The 20,046-nt window shown below is 49.7% G+C and carries 22 protein-coding genes; 7 read left to right on the top strand and 15 right to left on the bottom strand.

Annotated features, from left to right (window positions below):
- Nucleotides 1–95: 95 nt before the first annotated feature.
- Nucleotides 96–1,379, bottom strand: a complete 1,284-nt coding sequence (locus XMA127_RS05535; protein WP_173498998.1) for a ferric reductase-like transmembrane domain-containing protein — start codon at nt 1,377–1,379, stop codon at nt 96–98.
- 133 nt (nt 1,380–1,512) lie between these two features.
- Here XMA127_RS05535 and XMA127_RS05540 point away from each other — a divergent pair, with 133 nt between their 5' ends.
- Genes XMA127_RS05540 through XMA127_RS05550 form a run of 3 tightly spaced genes read left to right on the top strand, consistent with a single transcriptional unit; the run spans nt 1,513 to nt 3,325 of the window.
- Nucleotides 1,513–2,121: a protocatechuate 3,4-dioxygenase gene (locus tag XMA127_RS05540; RefSeq protein ID WP_173498999.1), complete on the top strand. Its 609-nt coding sequence runs from the start codon at nt 1,513–1,515 to the stop codon at nt 2,119–2,121.
- Nucleotides 2,122–2,157: 36 nt separating this feature from the next.
- Nucleotides 2,158–2,979 (top strand): M48 family metallopeptidase, encoded by an 822-nt coding sequence (locus tag XMA127_RS05545; protein ID WP_173499000.1) that lies wholly within the window; start codon nt 2,158–2,160, stop codon nt 2,977–2,979.
- Nucleotides 2,980–3,004: 25 nt separating this feature from the next.
- The gene (locus XMA127_RS05550; RefSeq protein WP_173481977.1) at nt 3,005–3,325 is read left to right on the top strand and encodes a DUF1905 domain-containing protein; all 321 of its coding nucleotides are present in this window, start codon (nt 3,005–3,007) and stop codon (nt 3,323–3,325) included.
- Nucleotides 3,326–3,342: 17 nt separating this feature from the next.
- Here the strand turns inward: XMA127_RS05550 and XMA127_RS05555 are convergent, their stop codons facing one another.
- A complete protein-coding gene (locus XMA127_RS05555) occupies nt 3,343–3,720 on the bottom strand; it encodes a DUF2237 family protein (RefSeq protein ID WP_217362034.1) in 378 nt (125 codons plus the stop codon).
- Nucleotides 3,721–3,729: 9 nt separating this feature from the next.
- Nucleotides 3,730–4,332 carry an NADPH-dependent FMN reductase gene (locus XMA127_RS05560; protein ID WP_371731447.1) on the bottom strand — a complete coding sequence of 201 codons (603 nt, stop codon included), beginning with the start codon at nt 4,330–4,332 and terminating at the stop codon, nt 3,730–3,732.
- Between the two features lie 94 nt (nt 4,333–4,426).
- Here XMA127_RS05560 and XMA127_RS05565 point away from each other — a divergent pair, with 94 nt between their 5' ends.
- Nucleotides 4,427–4,816, top strand: coding sequence for a hypothetical protein (locus XMA127_RS05565; RefSeq protein ID WP_173499001.1), 390 nt, complete (start codon nt 4,427–4,429; stop codon nt 4,814–4,816).
- Between the two features lie 45 nt (nt 4,817–4,861).
- Here the strand turns inward: XMA127_RS05565 and XMA127_RS05570 are convergent, their stop codons facing one another.
- From XMA127_RS05570 to XMA127_RS05620, 11 genes are all read right to left on the bottom strand, one after another.
- A complete protein-coding gene (locus tag XMA127_RS05570) occupies nt 4,862–5,428 on the bottom strand; it encodes a hypothetical protein (protein ID WP_173481980.1) in 567 nt (188 codons plus the stop codon).
- A 102-nt stretch (nt 5,429–5,530) separates the two neighbouring features.
- Nucleotides 5,531–6,004, bottom strand: a complete 474-nt coding sequence (locus XMA127_RS05575; protein ID WP_173481981.1) for a hypothetical protein — start codon at nt 6,002–6,004, stop codon at nt 5,531–5,533.
- A gap of 14 nt (nt 6,005–6,018) precedes the next feature.
- Nucleotides 6,019–6,531: a retropepsin-like aspartic protease gene (locus XMA127_RS05580; RefSeq protein ID WP_173481982.1), complete on the bottom strand. Its 513-nt coding sequence runs from the start codon at nt 6,529–6,531 to the stop codon at nt 6,019–6,021.
- An 11-nt stretch (nt 6,532–6,542) separates the two neighbouring features.
- A complete protein-coding gene (locus tag XMA127_RS05585; protein WP_371731511.1) occupies nt 6,543–8,879 on the bottom strand; it encodes a DNA polymerase II in 2,337 nt (778 codons plus the stop codon).
- Nucleotides 8,872–9,864 carry a diphosphomevalonate decarboxylase gene (mvaD, locus tag XMA127_RS05590; protein WP_173499002.1) on the bottom strand — a complete coding sequence of 331 codons (993 nt, stop codon included), beginning with the start codon at nt 9,862–9,864 and terminating at the stop codon, nt 8,872–8,874. The genes XMA127_RS05585 and mvaD overlap by 8 nt, the downstream gene beginning before the upstream one ends.
- Before the next feature lie 5 nt (nt 9,865–9,869).
- Nucleotides 9,870–10,787, bottom strand: a complete 918-nt coding sequence (gene mvk, locus XMA127_RS05595; RefSeq protein WP_173499003.1) for a mevalonate kinase — start codon at nt 10,785–10,787, stop codon at nt 9,870–9,872.
- On the bottom strand, nt 10,784–11,791 hold the full coding sequence (locus XMA127_RS05600) for a mevalonate kinase (RefSeq protein WP_173499004.1): 1,008 nt from the start codon (nt 11,789–11,791) through the stop codon (nt 10,784–10,786). Before XMA127_RS05600 ends, mvk begins: the two co-directional genes overlap by 4 nt.
- Before the next feature lie 2 nt (nt 11,792–11,793).
- Nucleotides 11,794–12,960, bottom strand: a complete 1,167-nt coding sequence (locus tag XMA127_RS05605; protein ID WP_173499005.1) for a hydroxymethylglutaryl-CoA synthase — start codon at nt 12,958–12,960, stop codon at nt 11,794–11,796.
- Between the two features lie 15 nt (nt 12,961–12,975).
- Nucleotides 12,976–14,001 carry a type 2 isopentenyl-diphosphate Delta-isomerase gene (fni, locus tag XMA127_RS05610; RefSeq protein ID WP_173499006.1) on the bottom strand — a complete coding sequence of 342 codons (1,026 nt, stop codon included), beginning with the start codon at nt 13,999–14,001 and terminating at the stop codon, nt 12,976–12,978.
- The gene (locus XMA127_RS05615) at nt 13,998–15,038 is read right to left on the bottom strand and encodes a hydroxymethylglutaryl-CoA reductase (RefSeq protein WP_173481988.1); all 1,041 of its coding nucleotides are present in this window, start codon (nt 15,036–15,038) and stop codon (nt 13,998–14,000) included. Before XMA127_RS05615 ends, fni begins: the two co-directional genes overlap by 4 nt.
- 202 nt (nt 15,039–15,240) lie before the next feature.
- Nucleotides 15,241–16,461 (bottom strand): argininosuccinate synthase, encoded by a 1,221-nt coding sequence (locus XMA127_RS05620; protein WP_173481989.1) that lies wholly within the window; start codon nt 16,459–16,461, stop codon nt 15,241–15,243.
- A 231-nt stretch (nt 16,462–16,692) separates the two neighbouring features.
- On the opposite strand from XMA127_RS05620, the gene rnt reads away from it, so the two are divergent.
- Nucleotides 16,693–17,328, top strand: a complete 636-nt coding sequence (gene rnt, locus XMA127_RS05625) for a ribonuclease T (RefSeq protein WP_173482040.1) — start codon at nt 16,693–16,695, stop codon at nt 17,326–17,328.
- A gap of 16 nt (nt 17,329–17,344) precedes the next feature.
- Here the strand turns inward: rnt and grxD are convergent, their stop codons facing one another.
- Nucleotides 17,345–17,686: a Grx4 family monothiol glutaredoxin gene (gene grxD / locus XMA127_RS05630; RefSeq protein WP_173481990.1), complete on the bottom strand. Its 342-nt coding sequence runs from the start codon at nt 17,684–17,686 to the stop codon at nt 17,345–17,347.
- A 169-nt stretch (nt 17,687–17,855) separates the two neighbouring features.
- On the opposite strand from grxD, the gene XMA127_RS05635 reads away from it, so the two are divergent.
- Both XMA127_RS05635 and argF read left to right on the top strand, forming a co-directional pair.
- Entirely contained in the window at nt 17,856–19,037 is a 1,182-nt protein-coding gene (locus XMA127_RS05635) for an aspartate aminotransferase family protein (RefSeq protein ID WP_217362035.1), read from the top strand.
- A 60-nt stretch (nt 19,038–19,097) separates the two neighbouring features.
- A complete protein-coding gene (gene argF, locus XMA127_RS05640; protein ID WP_173481991.1) occupies nt 19,098–20,006 on the top strand; it encodes an ornithine carbamoyltransferase in 909 nt (302 codons plus the stop codon).
- The last annotated feature ends 40 nt before the right edge of the window (nt 20,007–20,046 follow it).

Here is a 20,046-nt window from a genome sequence, read left to right on the forward strand (position 1 = left end):
AGTTAAATGTTCAAGAATGGCTCATTAAAAATATGACACACAGGCGCGAAAAATGGGTAGAAGAGCCACTCTTGACAGAAAAAACAATATGAGTGTCAGTCGTAGTTAAACCGCTCCAGCATAATACGATCCTCAGAGACACCCCTCTCTCTGAGTGCCTGATACACCTGATCCATCATCGGTCCAGGCCCGCAAATAACGAAGAGCCAAGTGTAGAACTCAGCGATCGAAAAGCTCTGATCGATACGCTTCTGATCGATAAAACCGACCTCACCCTGCCAACCCTCAGTTGGCTCTGACAGCAAAAGTATTGGGGTGTCATCAGCCAGCTCGTCACGACAGACAATCTGATCCTCAGTCCGGTTAGCGTATATCAGGCGATACGAACGCGGATCATCGGTTTGTTTGAGTTGCTGAAGTATTCCAAGCATCGGTGCCACACCCACACCACCTGCAATCAGAGCAACACCGGGTTCCGAGCGGCCATCGACGATCAAACTACCATAAGGGCCATCCAGGTAAGCACGCGTACCCACCTTGGTTTCACCGAGCTCTTTGATAACAAAACAGATCTCAGGCCCCTCTGCGGGTGCCGACGCGATAGAGAAGGGGTTCTCGCTGATTGAGAAACTTGAATGACCGAGCTTCAGCCAGGCGAACTGCCCGGCTTTGTAATCCATCCTCGGATGCCCATCCGGCAGCAAACTCAAGCGCCACTGTTTCTCTGACAACCTTTCCACCCGACTCACCTTCCAGGGTTTGCCCAGTTGTTGAATGGGCGAAATCAGATAGCGGTACACTAGCGTCAGAAGCGCAGTCAGCGCCATGACTTGCCATAGCAGCGCTACAGTTTCGTGCGCAGCATAGCGCCCCGCAGTCAAGGTATGGTGTAGCAGCAGTCCAACCAAGGTCGCTGCAATCAAACCATGCAGCCGTCTCCAGGTTTCATAGCGATAGTCCAGCAACGAGCGCCAGACTGCCAACACAACAAGCACAGGTAGCAATATAAAAGCGATCACACCTGTTGAGATCGCGGCAAAGTCAGTGGCCACTGCAAATTGACGCGTGCTGTCCCACGGCCAAGGGCCTGTTGTTGGGGTTGATTCGTAAAGAAAGGGATGAAGCAGAGCAGCGATCAGCGCACACCAGCCAATGATACGATGAAACCTCATCGTTGCATCCATGCCAACCTTGCGCGAGAAAGATTTAACCGGGCCAGACAGAACAAATTCAGAGAGAATCATCGCGAACGCAAGGATAGCCATTACTGAACCCAGCTCTTGCCAGAAAATGCGTGGATGACCTACGAAGTACCAGGAGGCCAGCAGGGGTATTGCAATAATCTGTACATAAAAACCTACCAACAGTCCCTTCTTCATCTCAACCGCTCCGTAACGCCCAGTATCAAAAACTCTCAGTATCAATATAGGTAACGTTGCGATAGCGGGCTAAACTAAACTTCATCTGCCCAATCCTACGTACCAATAGGACTCAGCGACAGGAGGTTTTAAGATGTCGAAAATCAATGTTAAACGCCGCTCCCTACTAACTGCCGCAGCACTGCTCCCGTTGGCTCCCGTGGCCAATGCGCTTGCTCCAACCCCTTCGGCAATGGAGGGACCTTTCTACCCCACCTCTTCGATGCGCTTCGATGATGTCGACAACGATCTGGTAAAGATCGAGGGTGCGGTAAAAGCCGCCGGCGGTGAAGTAATTCAGCTGAACGGTAAACTCGTAGATAGCGATGGGGATGCCATCGCCAATGCGATCGTAGAGATCTGGCAATGTGACGCGACGGGTCGCTACCTGCATACGGCGGATCGCCGCGCCGAACCACGCGACGCTGGCTTTCAAGGGTTTGGCCGCGCCCGTACCGATGCTGAAGGGCGCTTTACGTTCAGAACCATCAAGCCTGTGCCCTACCCGGGCCGCACCCCGCATATCCACGTGAAAGTGATTGACCAAGGGTTTGAGCTGCTCACCAGCCAGCTCTACCTCGAGGGCCACCCCGGCAATACGCGCGACTTTCTATTCAATCGTATGAGTAGCGAACAGCAGCAACAGGTCAGTATGCGCTTTGAGCAGGATCCGGCGCAGACAGAGGTGTTACTGGTGGTATAACATTCGCTAGAATTAAGTTCGCCCGAGAGCCCTTCAATGACAAAATTTTCCAAGCTTGGCTTAACACTCACGCTAGCTGCGATGCTCAGCGCGTGCGGTACCAGCCCCACCGGTCGCAGCCAGCTGATGCTGGTCTCACCCTCGCAGGCTATCAACGCCTCCAAAGCGGCTTATACCCAGATGTTGGCCCCGCTCAAAGATGAAGGCAAAGTAGACACTGATGCAGAGGTGGTTAAGCGCGTACAGACGATCGCGGGGCGTATTGTCTATCAAGCGATCGAGCGCTTTCCCAACACCCGTAACTGGGATTGGAGCATCAGCGTTATTGATGACCCAGAGACTGTAAACGCCTGGTGTATGGCAGGCGGTCGCATGGCCATTTACACCGGCTTAATTGAGAAGCTAAATCCAACCGATGATGAACTGGCTCAGGTGATTGGGCATGAGGTCTCCCATGCCTTGGCCAATCACACGGCGGAGCGTATGTCTGTGGCGATGGCGACTCAACTTGGGATGTTGGCACTGAGTGTTGCAACCGAGAACAGTGAATACCGCGATCTTGCGCTTACAGGTGCGCCTTTGGCCGCTGCAGTCGCGATTAAGCTGCCCAACAGTCGGACCGGCGAGCTTGAAGCCGATCGTCTTGGCATGGAGTTGGCTGCGCGCGCCGGTTACAACCCGAACGCTGCTGCCACCCTCTGGCAGAAGATGGGCGCTAATAGCAAAGGTGCTCCGCCCGAGTTTCTAAGTACCCACCCTGCCCCAGGAAACCGCCAACAGACGCTGGCAAACTTGGCACCGCAGATGACGGGCTTATACAACCCAACTGCAGCGGCCCTTACCTACTCGTTTAACTAGGTTGCAAAGACAAGGGCGGACTGAGATGCAAACGAGCTCATCGCACGAGGCACATAGCTTTGGATTCACTGGCGAAGTCTGGCGCTGGGAGTCGGAGAAAGCCTCTTGGTTCTTCGTCACCCTGCCCATCGAGACCGCCGAGCAGATTCGCTTCTTTTTTCCGTTAAGACGGGGCTTTGGCAGCATTCCGGTTCAGGTACAGATAGGCTCCAGCTGCTGGAAAACCTCTATTTTTCCCGATAAGAAGTCGGGCTCGTTTATCCTCCCACTCAAGGCACCCGTTCGCACCAAGGAGGGCTTTGGAGAGGGAGACGACATCTCTGTGGAAGTGACCGTCTCACCTTAAAAAGCGCCATGCTCTGGCTAGTGCAGCTGCTCATGCGAATATCGCTTGAGCATCTCTAGATCGACTCGTTCCAACGCAGCGATATTTGTGGAGCTAAGCTTTACCGGCGGCGCACAGTGGAAAGCCTCCGCCTCAAGCCATCGCGAGGCACACAGGCACCATGAGTCGCCAGCCTTTAGACCCGGGAAGTCATACTCCGGCCGAGGGGTAATCAGGTCATTACCGCGACTCAATGAGAACTGCAGAAACTCGTCGGTAAGAATCGCACAAACGGTGTGTGAACCACGATCATAGGCATCGGTATTGCAGCAGCCGTCACGAAAGTAACCGGTCATTGGGTCGCAACCGCACTGCTCCAACGCCTCTCCCAACACGTTTTTCTGTTTCTCAGCCATCATCCACTCCTAGACGTCTTGACGTGAGTACGCATGGCGCTCGACAAAGGATTTGAATACGCTCGCGTGACGCTGCAAAAACTCGATAGTGGGTTGATCTACGATTTTCCCAGCCTGCACTTTCTGATTCACACCAGCAATCATTACCTCAGGTTTATTCATAAAGTGAAGGTCCAAGTAGACGCCCACCTGACGCAGGTGATACTGCATCCGGGCCGTGCCTTGGTTACCGGGGCTCGCACCAATGATTGTGGCCGGCTTGCCTGCAAAGGGCTGAGGTTTGCAGCGCGACAGCCAATCAATGGCGTTCTTGAGCCCACCGGGTATCGAAAAATTATACTCGGGGCTAAAAAAGATCACGCCATCAGCTTCAACTATCTGAGTTGACAGCTTCTCAACTGCTGGGTGACTCTCATCTTCCCCATCGTAAAGGGGAATACCTGCAATAGATCCGAGCTCCAGCTCAAACTTACCCGCTGCAATCTCGCAGTAATGATTAAAGATTTGTCGATGCACGCCATCGTCACGACGGCCGTCCTCAAACTCAAAAAACAGTTTTTTATCGAGCTTTTGACTTGTAAGTTCAAAGAGTAGTGAGAGTATCTTGCTCACTAAGGAGCCCTCCACCCTTGGTGTTTAGTAAATCAATTAGGCTGCTCTCGAGCGGCCATCTTTTTTTGTACTAAACTCAAAGCAAGGAGATCATATGACTAAGCAAAAGTGGATTACATCTATCACATCAATCTGGCTGACCATTTTGACAGGGAGTTTTTTACATAACGCGCTTTTTGCAAACACAAGCACGATAGACTGGAACATATTCGATGAATTCATAGTCATCGCTACACCGTTACTCATTGTATTGATGCGTTCAAAACTACTGACACTTCATAGGCGTGCTAAAACATTCACGGTCTATAGATGGATATTCCTGCGTACTGGTATGCTCGTGATTGGATTAGTGTCCCTCCTCGCGGGACTGTTCGGACTAATATTCAGTGCCAGAGCGATTCAGGTAACTTCCAATCCCACCTATCACTCTCAGGACCAAAAAGACCCATTAGGGAACGACTCTCAAAATCCTAACTTTTGGTAAAAGAGTATGAAGATCTCATTAGCGAGATTTGTAGATCATTATTCATCATCCATTTTTACCAACCTCTCCTGAACTACCACCCATTGAACCAGGTACACGCGTTGATGAACTGCCAAGAGTGCCTGAAGTCGGACTAACAGGGTTACCCGACATACCTGATCTGGGTGACCCCCCTACTGACTGAAACCCTTTCGCCAATGCTAATCCAACGCCTGTCATAATCATTAACCAAATAATGGGAAGAATCAGAATGATGCCATAGGAGAGCATGACACTGATGACCGTTTCCAATGCAGAGGCCTCACTTGCATCGGTGGACGTCAATAAGGCCAGACGGTGCTGGAATAGATTACCCAGCCCTAAAATCGCGTGCATGAACTCCAACGTGAACCACATGCCTGCCATCGTAAAAAATGCCTTAAAACGATAAGACGTAAACACCAACACGATGGGTGTCGCAATGACAATCACAGCCTGAATCAAAGCAATAATCATCGGTATGAAGACCTTTACGGCTTTATTGGCTGTCATAAGCTGAGCGGCCTCTATGGCTTGAGTGCTAGCACCCACCGCTGCCACGACATTCTCTGCCATGCCAATGACGTTATTCATTATATTACTGACACTGAAGCCTTGATCTTGGTATAACTGTGTCTCGGCACATAGGAACTTTGCCCTGCTCGAGTGACGGCGTCTGTGTTAATGCCCTGAACCTCAAGCACCGTTCCAGACCTCTGAGCAATACGGGTTAGTACCGCGTTCAATGGGTTCTTGCTTATCAGGCTGATGATTTCTTTCATCCCGGATGAATCCATAGGCCTCTTGATTATGGAGATAGGCCTCGGGCGATTGATAGAACGTACCGGGCGTTTGGAGAAAAGTTTTCGAGCCTAACCAATCAACATCCCAAAGCTTATTCAGCGCAGAGCGATCAACTGGTATCGTGGTTAGCTGCTCACGCGCCACGCTGTAACAACCCGATTCGAACTCGCCGATGCGTTGAATCAATTCAGCATCATGAATTTGTGCTTTTGCTGTTTCATACAGGTAATCGTTATAACTGTATGAGCAGCCCATTGACCGGATCGCAGCATGGGTTAAGCCCGATGAATACTGCGTAGTGATCCCCCAAAGAAGCGGTATTCTTGCTTCGTGAGCCGACGTCAGATAAGAACCGAAATCAGCCAAAAGAGCATTACCTCTTAAGGAACACGAAGCTCCAGCTTTCCCTCGCTTTGAACAAAGTCGAGGTGTTTTAGAAAACTCATCCCTAACAGAACAATCTGACTGTCCAGCTCAGGTACAATCATTGCGGGTACGTTAGCCATGGAGAGCCCACCCAAGCTAACCTCCTCCAACTGCGTTAAATCGACGGGCACTCGACCATTGGCGGTTATCGCAAAGCTTTTGCCCTCACGGGGTAACGAGAGCTCATCGGCCAGAGCATCTGAAAGTGACACATAGGTCGCACCGGTATCAACCACAAAAGAGACAGGGTATCCATTGATCGTACCGGGTGCTCGATACTGCCCTTTTCGATCGGCAATCAGGCGAACCTGATCGGTGCCGTTTGCCAAAGATAGTTGTGCATTGGGATGATCGCGCTGTTCAAGATAGGCGTTAAAGCCATAGGTAAGCATCACCAGAATAAGAATCCAGGTCATATGCGCAGAAAAACGGGCCATTTTACGCTGTGTACTCGGAACCTTATTCACACAAAACCTCTCTAGAAAAGCGCTCTCTGTTTATCTATCAGATCATTAAAGCTGGCACCAAGAAAGGGTAATACTGTGTCAGCGACCGGCTCTAACTGTTTAGAGACATAGTGTTGATAGTCAATGATTGATTTACGACAGATGGTTGGTTCTGGACCGTTCACTGTCATGACGTACTCAATAGGGTCGCCTCGCCCTAAACGCACGTTTAAACCCTGCCTCTCTAGGTATGACTGCATTTTTTTAGCCGCTTTCACATGCGGTGGATTACTGGCCTGATAGGCATCTAGAGGTCGTCTTAGTCGACGACGATAGGTCAATTGATGATCTGCATTACCGCTGAGTAGTTGCTCTGTGGTTTCGACGACCAGATCACGCCAAGACTCGTCATTGAATATTCTGGACAACAACTCTGTCTGGAATTTTTTGGCCAAGGGTGTCCAATCGGACCGAACCGTCTCCAACCCTTTAAAGACCAATTGATCCTCACCACCCGATCTCTTAAGACCCGCATAGCGTTTCTTAGTGCCCTTCTCAGAGTGACGCATGGTTGGCATCAAAAAGCGTTTGAAATGAGTCTCATATTGCAGCTCAAGTGCACTCTCTACACCGTATTGCTGTCTAAGGTGCTCTTGCAGCCAGTGGTTGGCTTGATCTGCTAATTCAGCACCGTACTGTGCGACATCACTCTGTTGGCAGTCATCGCCCAACCAGACAAAGACTGAATCGGTATCGCCATAAATCACCTGATGGCCCTGTTCAGACTCAAACCATTGCGCGGTTTTTTGCAGGAGTTCATGGCCTCTCAACGTAATCGCTCCCGATAGGTTCTGATCATAGAAGCGACACACATTGGACCCTAACACCCCGTAGCAGGCATTCATCTGTATCTTGATCGCCTGTGATAACGCAGAGTTACCTTGCGCCTTGGCTCGATCTCGGGCTAACCAGAGCTCTTCAATGATCGCAGGGAGAATCGCCACATCGGCATTGAACTGCGCACCAAAGAAACCGGGTACTAATGACGCCTTTGAGGCCTCACCCGCCAGAGCGAGTGCTAAAGGATCCACTGAGAAGGTACGAATGATACTGGGATAGAGGCTCTTAAAATCGAACACTAAAACATCACGATAGAGACCGGGTTTAGACTCCATGACAAACCCACCAGGCACAGAGAGGTCACTGCGACCTGAAGCATAAGGAGGTGCTACATAGCCTGCGCGATGCAACTTAGGTAGATAGAGATTATCGAATGCCGCTTGGGAACCACCCACTTTGTCCAACGCCAAACCAGTAAGACGAGAGCGTTCGATCAGATACTCAAGCAACTCCGCTTTTTTGAAGATCTCTAACACCAATCGACAATCTTCAATGTTATAGTTCGCTAATGCTTGTTTATCCTCTCTAAAGAGTTGCTGTATCTTCTCACCACGATCGTAAGGATTATCAATCGCTTTACCACGCCCCAGCAGTGCCTGAGCGACACTCTCTAGGCTGAAGCTATCAAATTGCCAAGTAGCCCCTTTTAAAGTCTCGATGCCGTCGATAGCAACACGACCAGCAATGCGACTGAACCAACGACCATTTTGACCAACATCGACGTGCATCTCACTGCTATCACGTCCAAGTTTGAGTCCAACTCGATTAGCCTTAGCTCGCCGTGCTAGCACGCGCAGATCAAAGCCAATCAAATTCCAGCCGACGATCAAATCAGGATCCCAATCTGCCACTATCTCGACAAAGCGTTGAAGCAGAGTTCGCTCATCCGAGCAGCCCTCACACCAGGCTAGTTCGGGTGCCTCACCATTAAATAGCACAAGACTCTGATCGCCCTGCTGCAAACCTATAGAGAGCAATTGATTGGCATTTAACGTGGTTTCAATATCTAACGAGAGTAGTTTTAAATCAGGTGTAAAATCATAGGGGCGTAACTCAACCCCTTTAACAGTTTCGACCTGAACGGCCCCAGTGCGAATAAACCGTTCCATCAAGTAGCGATCAACCGGCCTGATATCCTCTTCCATGAGAGCAATTTGTTCCGCATCGAGTCGTTTTAACACTTCCCAGTAAACTTTTAGGCTTTGGCAGTAGAGACCCATGACCGGTTTTAAAGAGAGGGATTTCAGTTGTAAATGACGCAGCGTCCAACCCGATATATCTTTCAGACAGGACTCAATGGCAGCTTGATCAATAGCGAAAACAAAACAGACCGCTTCTGCATGTGTGACGGTAACCGCATGAGCCCCCTCCACCCCAGTCAACCAAAAGGTGTATTCAATGCCCTGCGAACCATCTCGCTGAGTTCGAGTAAGAGGGAAGCCAGTGATTGGCATAACCGCGTTAGACACCGAAAGGGGTGACTACCTCTAGTTCAGGGAAGTGAGCCAATAGATCACTTAAGGACTCTTTCTGGAAAAGCAGCTTCAAGTTAGGCCCCGCATCCATGGTGAAATAGACCTCCAACCCCTGCTCACGAAGGTGCCACACCTTATGCATCGCCTGTAAAGACTCAGGTTGCCAATAGACAAGCGGTGGCCAGCTGGAAGCAAACGTGGCATGCATAGACATAGCGTTATGCTCTGCCGTAGAACCCAACAGGGTAAAGTCCTTATCTGATATCGCCTGATGCAGCTTCGACAGATCGGCATTCGCTTGAGCGGGCCAACTGTTATAAAGGTGGGAGGTCTCCTTGGTGCGCTGCATCCCAGATCGGCTATCAACGGACTTTTCGCCGATATCTACTTTGACCAGACCGATTCGAAGATCATCCCAGGTCGCATCAATCGGGTGTGCATGACTGTCCAAGCCATCTTCACGGTGCCCCATGTGCCACTCTACAAATCCATTAAAGATGGATCGACAGGCACTGCCGCTCCCCATACGCGCAATCATGGATAGCGCTTCATTGGATAGATGAAGTGATAGTGCATCGTTCATCGCCAACGTCAGAGCCGCAAAACCAGAGGCAGAGGAAGCGAGGCCTGCCGCGGTAGGAATGTTATTTCGAGTCTCCACTCTGAACGCGAGTGACTTGTTACCACGAAAAAGATCGATGAACCGACTGACACGACGTGCAAACTGTGAATCCTGGTGCATCTGTTGGCCGTTTAACCATACCTCATCAATCGGCTGATCAATCGGCGTTACTCGAGTTCTAGAGCCCAAATCATTCAGTGAGACAGAGAGGGAGGGGTTGATCGGCAAATTTAGCTCAGCATCACGCTTACCCCAGTACTTACACAGAGCGATGTTACTGGGAGCAAAGTGTTCCGATGAAGCAGAAACAGCCCCCAACTCGGGCAGCACTTTAGTCAGTACTTCTTGCTTAGTCATCACATTCACTCCTGTTTGAGACCTACACTGTGTATCGAGACGGGCAGATGTTGATAAGGGATCTCTGAAGGATTGGTCAAACCTAACGAGATAACAGAGTCACCCAAACCAGATCCTGAAATCTTAGCACCCAGAACACCAGACTGCTGACGCATTCTAAATTGCAGGTCTGCTAAATTAGCATCACACACGCCTAGCGCATCCATTAGCCCTGAGTATTGATCCATCAATTGCCCTAGCCGGTTCCACTCTTGTGACTCTATCGCTTGTTCTGCTGCGCGAGTCACCTGCCCCATTAATTGATAGATTGAGGCGTAAATAGCGGGATCGGCGTCAGCTCGCTGATTAACCAACGCAATCACCTCAGGCGTTTTCATCTTGTACCCGACGTAGAAGAGATCAATATCAGGGGTGCCTTTCAGTGGACGCACCTTGGCACCGTTCATTTCGTAGGCGATCATACCGCCCCAAATTGAAGCGGCTAAATCGGTGCCCGAACCACGACCGCCTTGAACACTGTGAACGGCCTCAAGAGCCAACTTAAAAACCTGATCATTGGTAACCGGCTTACCACAGAAGTTTAACAGGCAGGCAATGGTTGAAGCGGTGACAGCGGCCGAGGAACCCAGGCCAACTTGATCTGAAAACTCACTGGAGACTGTTAAATCAAAACCCTGTGTTAGCTTGGATTGACACAGCTGAATTGCAGCGACCATAAAGCTGAACGTTGAATCATCTGACAACTCACTCAAAGCGCTCTGATAACGACCCAGTTCCGACTCAATAGTGACGACCTCATCCACTCGCGGGATCAAGGTGACTGACAGCCTATTACCAACGGCCAATGCAATGGCAGGTTGACCATGCAAGATGGCATGCTCGCCCATTAACATCAAATTACCAGGCGCCGAAAAACAGATCATACATCCTCTCCGAGACTGACACCCTGACCATCCGATTCAACTCGTCCCCAGCGCATCAAAGCCGGTAACTTCAAAGCATCCGGTGTTTGATTAGGCATATACGCCAACACAAGCCCACCGGCATCACCGGATACCGCACCAGCACCTGCGATTTTAGCCACCCCACCTAACCTCTCTATCTGCTCAACTAATGCGGCGACTCGAGCGGGCACCACCCCAATACGGTTTAAAAGGCGGTGATTATCTTGGATTGCTAAGGAGAGCTGATCGAGATCGGTTTGAGCCGTCTCGATACGATGCGTCACAGCAGCAAACTCACTCCATATATCCGACTGCTCAAACTGGCTGCGAACACGCTCGACACAGACTCCGGTACTTGTTGCAGGAGTTCCAGTAAATATCCAGTACCAGTCGTTATTAAACATATCAGGCAACAGACCCAATCGATTCGCTTGATCCTGCTCCACCTTGACCAAACCACCCATGGTTACTGTAGCCGCATCAATCAAACTGCCGCGACCATGCTGTAAGCGTTCGCAGTGTCGAACTTGCTCAATCAAAGTGGGTAGATCTTCATGTTTGGAGAACAGCTTCAAAAGTGCAGCGAGCAGAGCGGCAGACGAGCCCATACCGGCACCCACCGGAATGTCCGATTGAATATCAAATTTACCGCGGGGAATGCGTTCAAGGTTACCTAGGATACGGGCCACATCAACGGTGTAGAAAATCAATTCTGCCGGTCGAGAGAAGATCTCGCTGATGGAGCGCTCACCTCGAAGGTAGCCATCAAACGCCGCATCCAATTTATGACGAAGAGTAGAAAACTTTTCCAGAGCCATCTCATGTGCTCTGTCTGGAGTAAACCAGCTAAGTCGAGGCAGAAGATCGGGAGTAAAGTTAACGGTCAAACGCTGTTTAACCGAGAATGCTAGAGCTGGAGCACCGTACACAACGGAGTGCTCACCACTTAAAATAATTTTTCCGGGAGCACTTGCAACCGACATGACTAACGTTCTACGTACTCACGTTTATGATCGCTAATCGCCGCCAAGCGGAAGCGGCCCTGTGTATCGGGTGCAATCACATGCTGCCCACCATCACGTGGATCAGGGTATCGATAAAGGGTGAGATACTCTTCGTAGCTCAATTCAGTTCGATCGTTTAGCAGCTCAGCGTGGCGGCCTGTATTCAAAGCCGATTGGTAGCCCGCCACCACCTTAGCGGTGAAGAACTCACTGACCGAACCCGAACCATAACTGAACAGTCCGATACGTTTATCGGTTAAATCTTCGTTAAGTTGCTCAAGGAGGGAACAGAGCCCGATATACATTGACGCTGTGTAACAGTTACCAATCAAACGGTTGTAGATAAGTGTTGGTTCAATCTGAGCAGCAAGCTCTTCCGGAGATTGACCCGTTTTATTGACACGGGCCAACTGTGAGTGAGCTTTCTGTGCCATCTTGCCAAAGGGTAAGTGGTAGCAGAAATAGTCGATATCACCGTAGCGAACGGAACTCTCTTCACAGAAGTTTTCCCAGCTACGTTTCAAAGATGTGAGGTAAATTTTGGTCGAGTATTTGCCATCGACCAGCGCCGTTGTACGGTAGTTGGGACGCCAAAAATCCATCACATCTTCAGTGTGAGTGCCCGATTCTGGTTCAATCTCTAGAACTCTCGGGTTTGCTTTGATCAACATTGCAACCGCACCACAACCTTGGGTGGCTTCACCTGGAGAGTCCAGGTCGTAACGGGCCACATCAGACGCGATCACAAGCACCTGTTTACTTGGGTTACGAGCAACCAGTGCACAGGCCATTTGAACGGCCGCTGTTGCACTGTAACAAGCGTGTTTAAGCTCAACCACACGACAGCGACTGTTCAACCCCAACAAACGATGTACATAGACACCCGCCGCTTTGGATTGATCAATACCGGTCTCAGTGGCAAACAGAATCGTTGAGATTGCATCGGTTCCAATGCGTTCAACAATAGGAAGCGCAGCGTTCGCCGCAAGCGTAACGATATCCTCATCATGCGCCGCCATCGCCATCTTCTCTTGACCGATACCATCGTAATACTTGTTCGGATCAGTGCCTTGACGTTCAGCCAGCGTGCGCAAATCGAGGTAGTAGCTCGATGTATAGAAGCTGATTTCGTCGATACCTACGGACATACTTTGATCAAATCCTTAAAACTGTTCGATGATAAGCGCTCGCTGACCCTTAAGCGCTGTCGTACTAGGCACACCTAAAAGAAACAGTGCCGTTACATATTCACGTTTGATACGTTCAACTACGTCGACAACCGCATCAGCCGATTGCATTGCGGGTTGCAGTAGAGGCGCTGCAAATCCCCCCAACGAGGCGCCGAGTATAACAGACTTAGCTAGATCAATCCCATTACGTAGACCACCACTGGCAATTAACGTGCTCTTATCTTGCCAAGACTGACATTGATCTAACGCCACTGGTGTCGGTAATCCCCAATCTTGGAATAGTAACCCAAGGTCATCCTGATCACGACGATGATGTTCGATTCGACTCCAAGAGGTTCCGCCGCTGCCTGCCACATCGAAATAACGAACGCCTGCTCGGTAACCAAGCTCCACATCGGCGGCCGACAGGCCAGAACCCACCTCTTTTAACCAGACTGGAACGGACAAACCCTCGACAATCTGCTGGATCTGATCCGCTAGATTCTCGAAATTACGGTCACCCTCAGGCTGAATGGCTTCCTGCAAAGGGTTCAAGTGAAGATAGAGAGCATCGGCTTTCAGTAGGTCGACCGCAGCCTGACACTGCTCCAGTGAAAAACCATAATTGAGCTGCACAGCACCAACATTGCCGATCAATAGCGCATTGGGAGCAACCGTTCGAAGATCAAAACTACTCCTAGCCGAATGGTCACTGAACATCACTCGCTGCGAACCCACCGCCATCGCCACGCCACAACGCTCGGCTGCTTCAGCCAGATTACGGTTAATGGTCCGGATCAACTCATGATCGCCACCGGTCATCGATGAAATGAGCATGGGGAAGCTTAGCGATTTACCCAACAATTTAATGGACGGATCGATCTTTTCGAAATCGAGCTCTGGCAACGCCCTGTGCGTTAACTTGATACGATCGAAGTAGCGCGCATCACGATCGGTCTCGGCATCCTGCAGAATCGCATTGATGTGCTCAATCTTCCGATCGTTGGTCAACTGACTCATTTGCGTTCCATCTGAAGGTGCGACTGCATCAGCTCACCTGGGTTAGTCTGCGCAGCAATCAGAGACAGCTCACCACACAGAACCGTCGCACCACAGATTGCAGCTAATCGACGAGCATTAGCACCCGGCTCACGATCATCTCGACAGCCAAGGCGTTCTAGATTCTCTTCTACAAAGTCGATTCCTTTGCCGTTACCGACACTGCCGACGATTAAGTTTGGTAGCGTACAGCTGAAGTAAAGATCGCCGTTGCGAACCTCTGCGTGAACCACACCTTGTGAGCCTTCAATGATGTTGGCCGCATCCTGCCCTGTTGCCAAGTAAAAGGCGAGCAGCATATTGGCGTAGTGCGCATTAGCACTGCGCAAACCACCAGCGATCATTGTGCCGATCAGGTTTTTCTTGATGTTCAGATCAACAATTTTTTCCGGCGTAGAGTGAAGGCGGCGCTCAACAATATCTCGTGGAATCAGGATTTCACAAACCACATACTTTCCACGACCAAGAATACCATTAACAGCGGTTGCCTTTTTATCGGAGCAGTAGTTACCCGATATGGAGCTGTACTGAAGGTGTGGATACTCTGTCAAAATCCAAGGAATCAGATGATCAGCGGCGTTAGTCACCATATTGTGACCAGAGGCATCACCTGTCGTAAACTCAAGGCGCAGGTAAATAAGGTTACCAACCACCTGTGAATTGATATCAATTAACTTGGCGAAACGGCTCGATTTAGCCACTACCTCATTGAGGTCATCCATTCGTGCTTTTAGAGACTGGATCGCTTGGTGCGCTGCATAAGCATCTTCCGCTTCAAGCAAAATCGAGCGAGTCATACGCTCATCAATCACACTGACTTTAATCCCCTCTTCACAGAGTGTAGAGATACGTGCACCACGGCCAACGGATGGCCATAGAGGGGTTTCGTAAGTGGCTAGAGGAACACTCAACTTCTCTTCAATCAGATGACCTGACAGTTTCATCGGACCGACCCAGCGCATTGGGATCGGAGCTTGAAGAATTTTGTGTGTTTTCATCCGCTGAAAATCCAATAAAAAAGGGTTGTAGTAACAACCCTTTAGGTTCAATAACTATCTAGAAACAATTTTATCGATCACATCTACCTGATGCAATTGATTGAACTCATAACAGAGCTACTGAGATCACTAAAAAAACAAAAAACCCGAGTCATCAATCGATGATTCGGGCTTCGATTTAGCAACCTAGGCTAGTTGACGATCAGTCGAACTTACGACCTTTGCTAGCTGCGATACGCATACGAAGGGCATTCAACTTAATGAAGCCTGCAGCGTCTTTCTGATCGTAGGAACCTGCATCATCTTCAAAGGTTGCAATGCTCTCGTCAAACAGACTCTCTTCAGAGCGACGACCAACAACCGTCACGTTACCTTTGTACAGTTTGACACGGACTTCACCGTTCACGTACTTCTGGCTCTCGTCGATCATCGTTTGAAGCATCTTGCGCTCTTCTGACCACCAGAAACCGTTGTAGATTGTCTTAGCGTAACGTGGCATCAGCTCATCTTTTAGGTGAGCCGTTTCACGATCCAGTGTAATCGATTCAATCGCACGGTGTGCAGGAAGCATGATGGTTCCGCCCGGTGTTTCGTAACAACCACGTGACTTCATACCTACAAAGCGGTTCTCTACGATATCAAGACGGCCGATACCGTTTTCGCCGCCCACCTTGTTAAGGTAAGTCAATACGGTAGCTGGAGACATCTCTTCACCGTTGATCGCAACAATGTCACCCTGACGGTAGGTCAATTCAAGGTAAGTTGGCTGATCTGGAGCCTCCTCTGGAGAAACAGACCAACGCCACATATCGGCTTCAGCTTCTGCCCAAGGATCTTCAAGAATGCCGCCTTCGTATGAGATGTGAAGCAGGTTCGCATCCATAGAGTAAGGTGACTTTTTCTTTTTGTTAGAGAAATCGACTGGGATGTTGTGAGTTTCACAGTAAGCCATTAACTTCTCGCGCGAGTTAAGATCCCACTCACGCCAAGGTGCAATAACGTGCACGCCCGGTTTCAGTGCGTAGGCACCCAATTCGAAACGTACCTGATCATTACCTTTACCGGTCGCACCGTGTGAAATCGCATCGGCACCTGTCTCGTTGGCGATCTCAACCAGACGCTTAGCGATGAGTGGACGAGCGATCGACGTACCCAGTAGGTATTCGCCTTCGTAAATGGTGTTCGCGCGGAACATTGGGAATACGTAATCACGAACAAACTCTTCACGAAGATCTTCGATGTAGATCTCCTTGACGCCCAACGCTTCGGCTTTAGCTCGCGCTGGCTCAACCTCTTCACCCTGACCAATATCAGCAGTAAAGGTTACAACTTCGGCATTGTATTCATCTTGTAACCAACGAACGATTACAGAGGTATCCAAACCACCAGAATAAGCTAAAACGACTTTTTTAATGTCGGACATTGACGACTCCAACTCCATGCTCGCCCGATCAGGGCAGAGGTTAATACGGCGCACTGAACTCATGAATCAGACAGCACTGAAATTTATGGGCGGGAATTATAGCGAACATTTAAATAAATATCAGTAGATCTGAGTTTTAACTCTGCCCTTATCCATTGGATTTGTTAAACTCCACAAAACCCCATCGAAGAGTAAGGATCTACTGTGCCAAATTCGAAACAGCGTCACCCAATGGCAGACCGTTTCCGTGGTTATCTTCCCGTTGTTGTTGATGTTGAAACAGCTGGATTCAATGCTCAAACCGATGCTCTCTTAGAGATTGCAGCGGTCACACTGACCATGGATGAAGAGGGTTACCTGATCGTAGATCAGTCGATTGAAGCACAGGTGGAGCCTTTCGAAGGGGCAAATCTAGAACAATCGGCATTGGATTTTACCGGCATCGATCCTTGGTCACCGGATCGTGAAGCAGAGCCTGAACTCATGGCGATGGAGAAGATCTTCAAGCCTATCCGCAAAGCGGTTAAAGCACATGACTGCAAACGAGCCATTCTGGTTGGCCACAACGCTCACTTCGATCACAGCTTTGTCTGCAATGCAGCCGATCGCTGTGACATCAAGCGTAATCCCTTTCACCCATTCTCCACCTTTGATACCGCCACACTAGCAGGTCTGGCTTATGGCCATACGGTGTTGGCAAAGGCCTGCGATCTCGCTGGAATTAGCTTCGACAACAAACAGGCGCACTCTGCTCTCTACGACACAGAGAAAACGGCCGAACTGTTTTGCATGATTGTGAATCAGTGGAAAGAGATGGGGGGATGGGACATGATGCTCGCCCTCAGAGAAGAGAGCGAGCAGGACTAACAAGCGTCAGCGGGGATTAACCCTCAGCGCTGTCACCCTCTTCAGATTTAGCCGCTTCAGAGACCAATGTCTGTAGTTCACCGCTCGCTGCCATATCACAGATAATGTCACACCCGCCGACTAGCTCACCATTAACCCACAACTGAGGGAAGGTCGGCCAGTTAGCGTACTTGGGTAGCTCTGCACGAATATCTGGATTCTCAAGAATGTTTACGAAAGCAAAACGTTCGTTACATGACATCAACGCTTCAGATGCACGTGATGAAAAACCACACTGAGGAAAGCGAGGTGTGCCTTTCATGTAAAGAAGAATGGCATTGCTTTCGATCTGTTCTTTAATTGTCTCTAAAGTGCTCATTAACTCACCTCTTAAATCTCATTGAACGAATGGGCGCACTATACAGTAAATCTGAGTAAAAAACTCGGTTATATCCTCTCTAAGATTGCTTATTTTGTAAGCACAAAATAATATTACTCTCCAGCGACAGCCACGGCTGTCTTTTTGCGTTTTACGGAGAACACTTTCAATGACCATGACCCCTGTAATGCCCACCTACGCTCGGTTACCTGTTGCTTTCACTCACGGTGAAGGCGTTTGGTTGTTCGACACTGAGGGGCGACGCTATCTGGATGCACTCTCTGGCATAGCCGTCACTGGTCTTGGTCACGCTCACCCTGCCGTCACTCAAGCGCTCAGCGAACAAGCCGCTAAACTGATTCACACCTCCAACCTGTACGAGATCTCACTGCAACAGCAGCTGGGCGAAAAGTTATGTACCGAGACCAATATGGAGGCTGTCTACTTCTGCAACTCCGGTGCGGAATCGAATGAGGCGGCAATCAAGATTGCACGTAAATACGGTAACGACCGCGGCATCACTAACCCGTCAATTATTGTGATGGAACAGAGTTTTCACGGCCGCACCATGGCGACGCTGTCAGCCACGGGAAATCGCACCATTCAAGCAGGGTTCGAACCGCTACTGAGTGGATTCGTGCGCGTCCCATACGATGATATTGAAGCGATTAAGAAGGTCGCATCAAACAACCGCAGCATTGTGGCGATTCTTGTAGAGCCTGTTCAGGGTGAAGGTGGCGTACATGTCCCTACCGACGGCTACCTAAAAGCCTTGCGTGACATTTGTGATGAGAATGAATGGCTGCTCATGCTGGATGAGGTTCAAACAGGCAATGGCCGTACTGGCAAGTATTTTGCGTTCCAACATGAAGGTGTAAAGCCAGACGTATTGACCACAGCAAAAGGTCTTGGTAACGGAGTACCTATTGGTGCCTGCTTGGTTGCACATCATGGCAACCATGTATTCGGCCCTGGTAACCACGGTTCAACTTATGGTGGTAACCCATTGGTATGTGCGGCGGCCCTTGCGGTTTACAACACCATCCAAGATGAAGAGTTGATGGCCAACGCGATGGCTCGCGGCCAACAAATTCGTGATGGTTTGGCCGCTCGCTTTGCCGACCTTGAGGAATTTGTTGAGGTACGAGGCAAAGGGTTGATGATCGGTTGTCAGTTCAAGACTGACATTACTGGCTTAGCTAAACTTGCCTCTGACAATCAGCTATTGCTCAATGTGAATGGAGGAGGTAAGGTTATTCGATTGCTACCACCTCTAATCATCTCTGAGTCCGAAGCAGAGCAACTGATAGAGACTGTATCTGAGCTAGTTCATCAGCTACTTGCAAAGTAATCAAAACTAACTTTATTTAGGGTATCGTCAGTCATATTTGTGGCTGACGTTTTAATTTTTATGGGAACAAGACACTTTTTAACTCTTCTAGACCTAACTCCTGAAGAGCTTAACAAACTGATCAATCGTGCGATTGAACTTAAACGCATGCGCAATGCGGGAGAGATCTACGAGCCACTCAAGAATCGCGTTATGGCGATGATCTTTGAAAAGTCGTCTACGCGAACGCGTGTCTCCTTCGAAGCAGGGATGGCACAGTTTGGTGGTCATGCGATGTTCCTATCCCCTCGCGACACCCAACTAGGACGCGGCGAGCCGATTGAAGACAGCGCTCGAGTCATCTCTAGCATGGTTGATGTGGTGATGATTCGTACCTTTAGCCACGAGTTAGTTGAAACCTTTGCAGCCAACTCAAAGGTTCCGGTTATCAACGCGCTAACCGATGAGTTCCACCCCTGTCAGCTACTTGCCGACATGCAGACCTATCAAGAGATCCGCGGATCCATTAAAGATAAGACCGTGGCATGGGTTGGCGATGGCAATAACATGTGCAGCAGCTACATCAATGCAGCTCGCCAGTTTGACTTCCATTTAAACGTCGCTTGCCCTAAAGGTTTTGAGCCAGATGCAGAGCTACTTGCCGCAAACCCGGGTCGCGTCACAATTACTCATGATCCTAAAGAGGCCGTTAAAGATAGCGACCTGGTTGTCACCGATGTTTGGGCATCAATGGGACAGGAGGAAGAAGAGGCCCTTCGCCTGAAGCGTTTTGATGGATTCCAAGTAAATACCGCATTGATGGATCTCGCTAAACCGGATGCTCTATTCATGCACTGTCTCCCTGCTCACCGTGGTGAAGAGGTCAGCGACGAAATGATGGACGACCCGCGTTGCGTTGCATTCCAAGAAGCAGAAAACCGCCTACACGCCCAAAAAGCACTTCTGGAGTTCCTTCTAGTAGGCATTTAACCCTTGAGTAAGCAGTCCATGGGCTGCTTACTTGTTATGG

Source organism: Marinobacterium sp. xm-a-127 (assembly GCF_013283425.1).
Lineage (GTDB): Bacteria > Pseudomonadota > Gammaproteobacteria > Pseudomonadales > Balneatricaceae > Marinobacterium_E.

Coding starts and splice junctions, on each gene's coding strand:
- argF (WP_173481991.1), top strand. CDS start 19,098: ATGGGAACAAGACACTTTTTAACTCTTCTAGACCTAACTCCTGAAGAG.
- XMA127_RS05620 (WP_173481989.1), bottom strand. CDS start 16,461: ATGTCCGACATTAAAAAAGTCGTTTTAGCTTATTCTGGTGGTTTGGAT.
- XMA127_RS05550 (WP_173481977.1), top strand. CDS start 3,005: ATGCAAACGAGCTCATCGCACGAGGCACATAGCTTTGGATTCACTGGC.
- XMA127_RS05540 (WP_173498999.1), top strand. CDS start 1,513: ATGTCGAAAATCAATGTTAAACGCCGCTCCCTACTAACTGCCGCAGCA.
- XMA127_RS05600 (WP_173499004.1), bottom strand. CDS start 11,791: ATGTCGGTTGCAAGTGCTCCCGGAAAAATTATTTTAAGTGGTGAGCAC.
- grxD (WP_173481990.1), bottom strand. CDS start 17,686: ATGAGCACTTTAGAGACAATTAAAGAACAGATCGAAAGCAATGCCATT.
- fni (WP_173499006.1), bottom strand. CDS start 14,001: ATGAGTCAGTTGACCAACGATCGGAAGATTGAGCACATCAATGCGATT.
- XMA127_RS05615 (WP_173481988.1), bottom strand. CDS start 15,038: ATGAAAACACACAAAATTCTTCAAGCTCCGATCCCAATGCGCTGGGTC.
- XMA127_RS05605 (WP_173499005.1), bottom strand. CDS start 12,960: ATGTCCGTAGGTATCGACGAAATCAGCTTCTATACATCGAGCTACTAC.
- mvk (WP_173499003.1), bottom strand. CDS start 10,787: ATGATCTGTTTTTCGGCGCCTGGTAATTTGATGTTAATGGGCGAGCAT.
- XMA127_RS05570 (WP_173481980.1), bottom strand. CDS start 5,428: ATGAATAACGTCATTGGCATGGCAGAGAATGTCGTGGCAGCGGTGGGT.
- mvaD (WP_173499002.1), bottom strand. CDS start 9,864: ATGACTAAGCAAGAAGTACTGACTAAAGTGCTGCCCGAGTTGGGGGCT.
- XMA127_RS05545 (WP_173499000.1), top strand. CDS start 2,158: ATGACAAAATTTTCCAAGCTTGGCTTAACACTCACGCTAGCTGCGATG.
- rnt (WP_173482040.1), top strand. CDS start 16,693: ATGGCAGACCGTTTCCGTGGTTATCTTCCCGTTGTTGTTGATGTTGAA.
- XMA127_RS05555 (WP_217362034.1), bottom strand. CDS start 3,720: ATGGCTGAGAAACAGAAAAACGTGTTGGGAGAGGCGTTGGAGCAGTGC.
- XMA127_RS05535 (WP_173498998.1), bottom strand. CDS start 1,379: ATGAAGAAGGGACTGTTGGTAGGTTTTTATGTACAGATTATTGCAATA.
- XMA127_RS05635 (WP_217362035.1), top strand. CDS start 17,856: ATGACCATGACCCCTGTAATGCCCACCTACGCTCGGTTACCTGTTGCT.
- XMA127_RS05565 (WP_173499001.1), top strand. CDS start 4,427: ATGACTAAGCAAAAGTGGATTACATCTATCACATCAATCTGGCTGACC.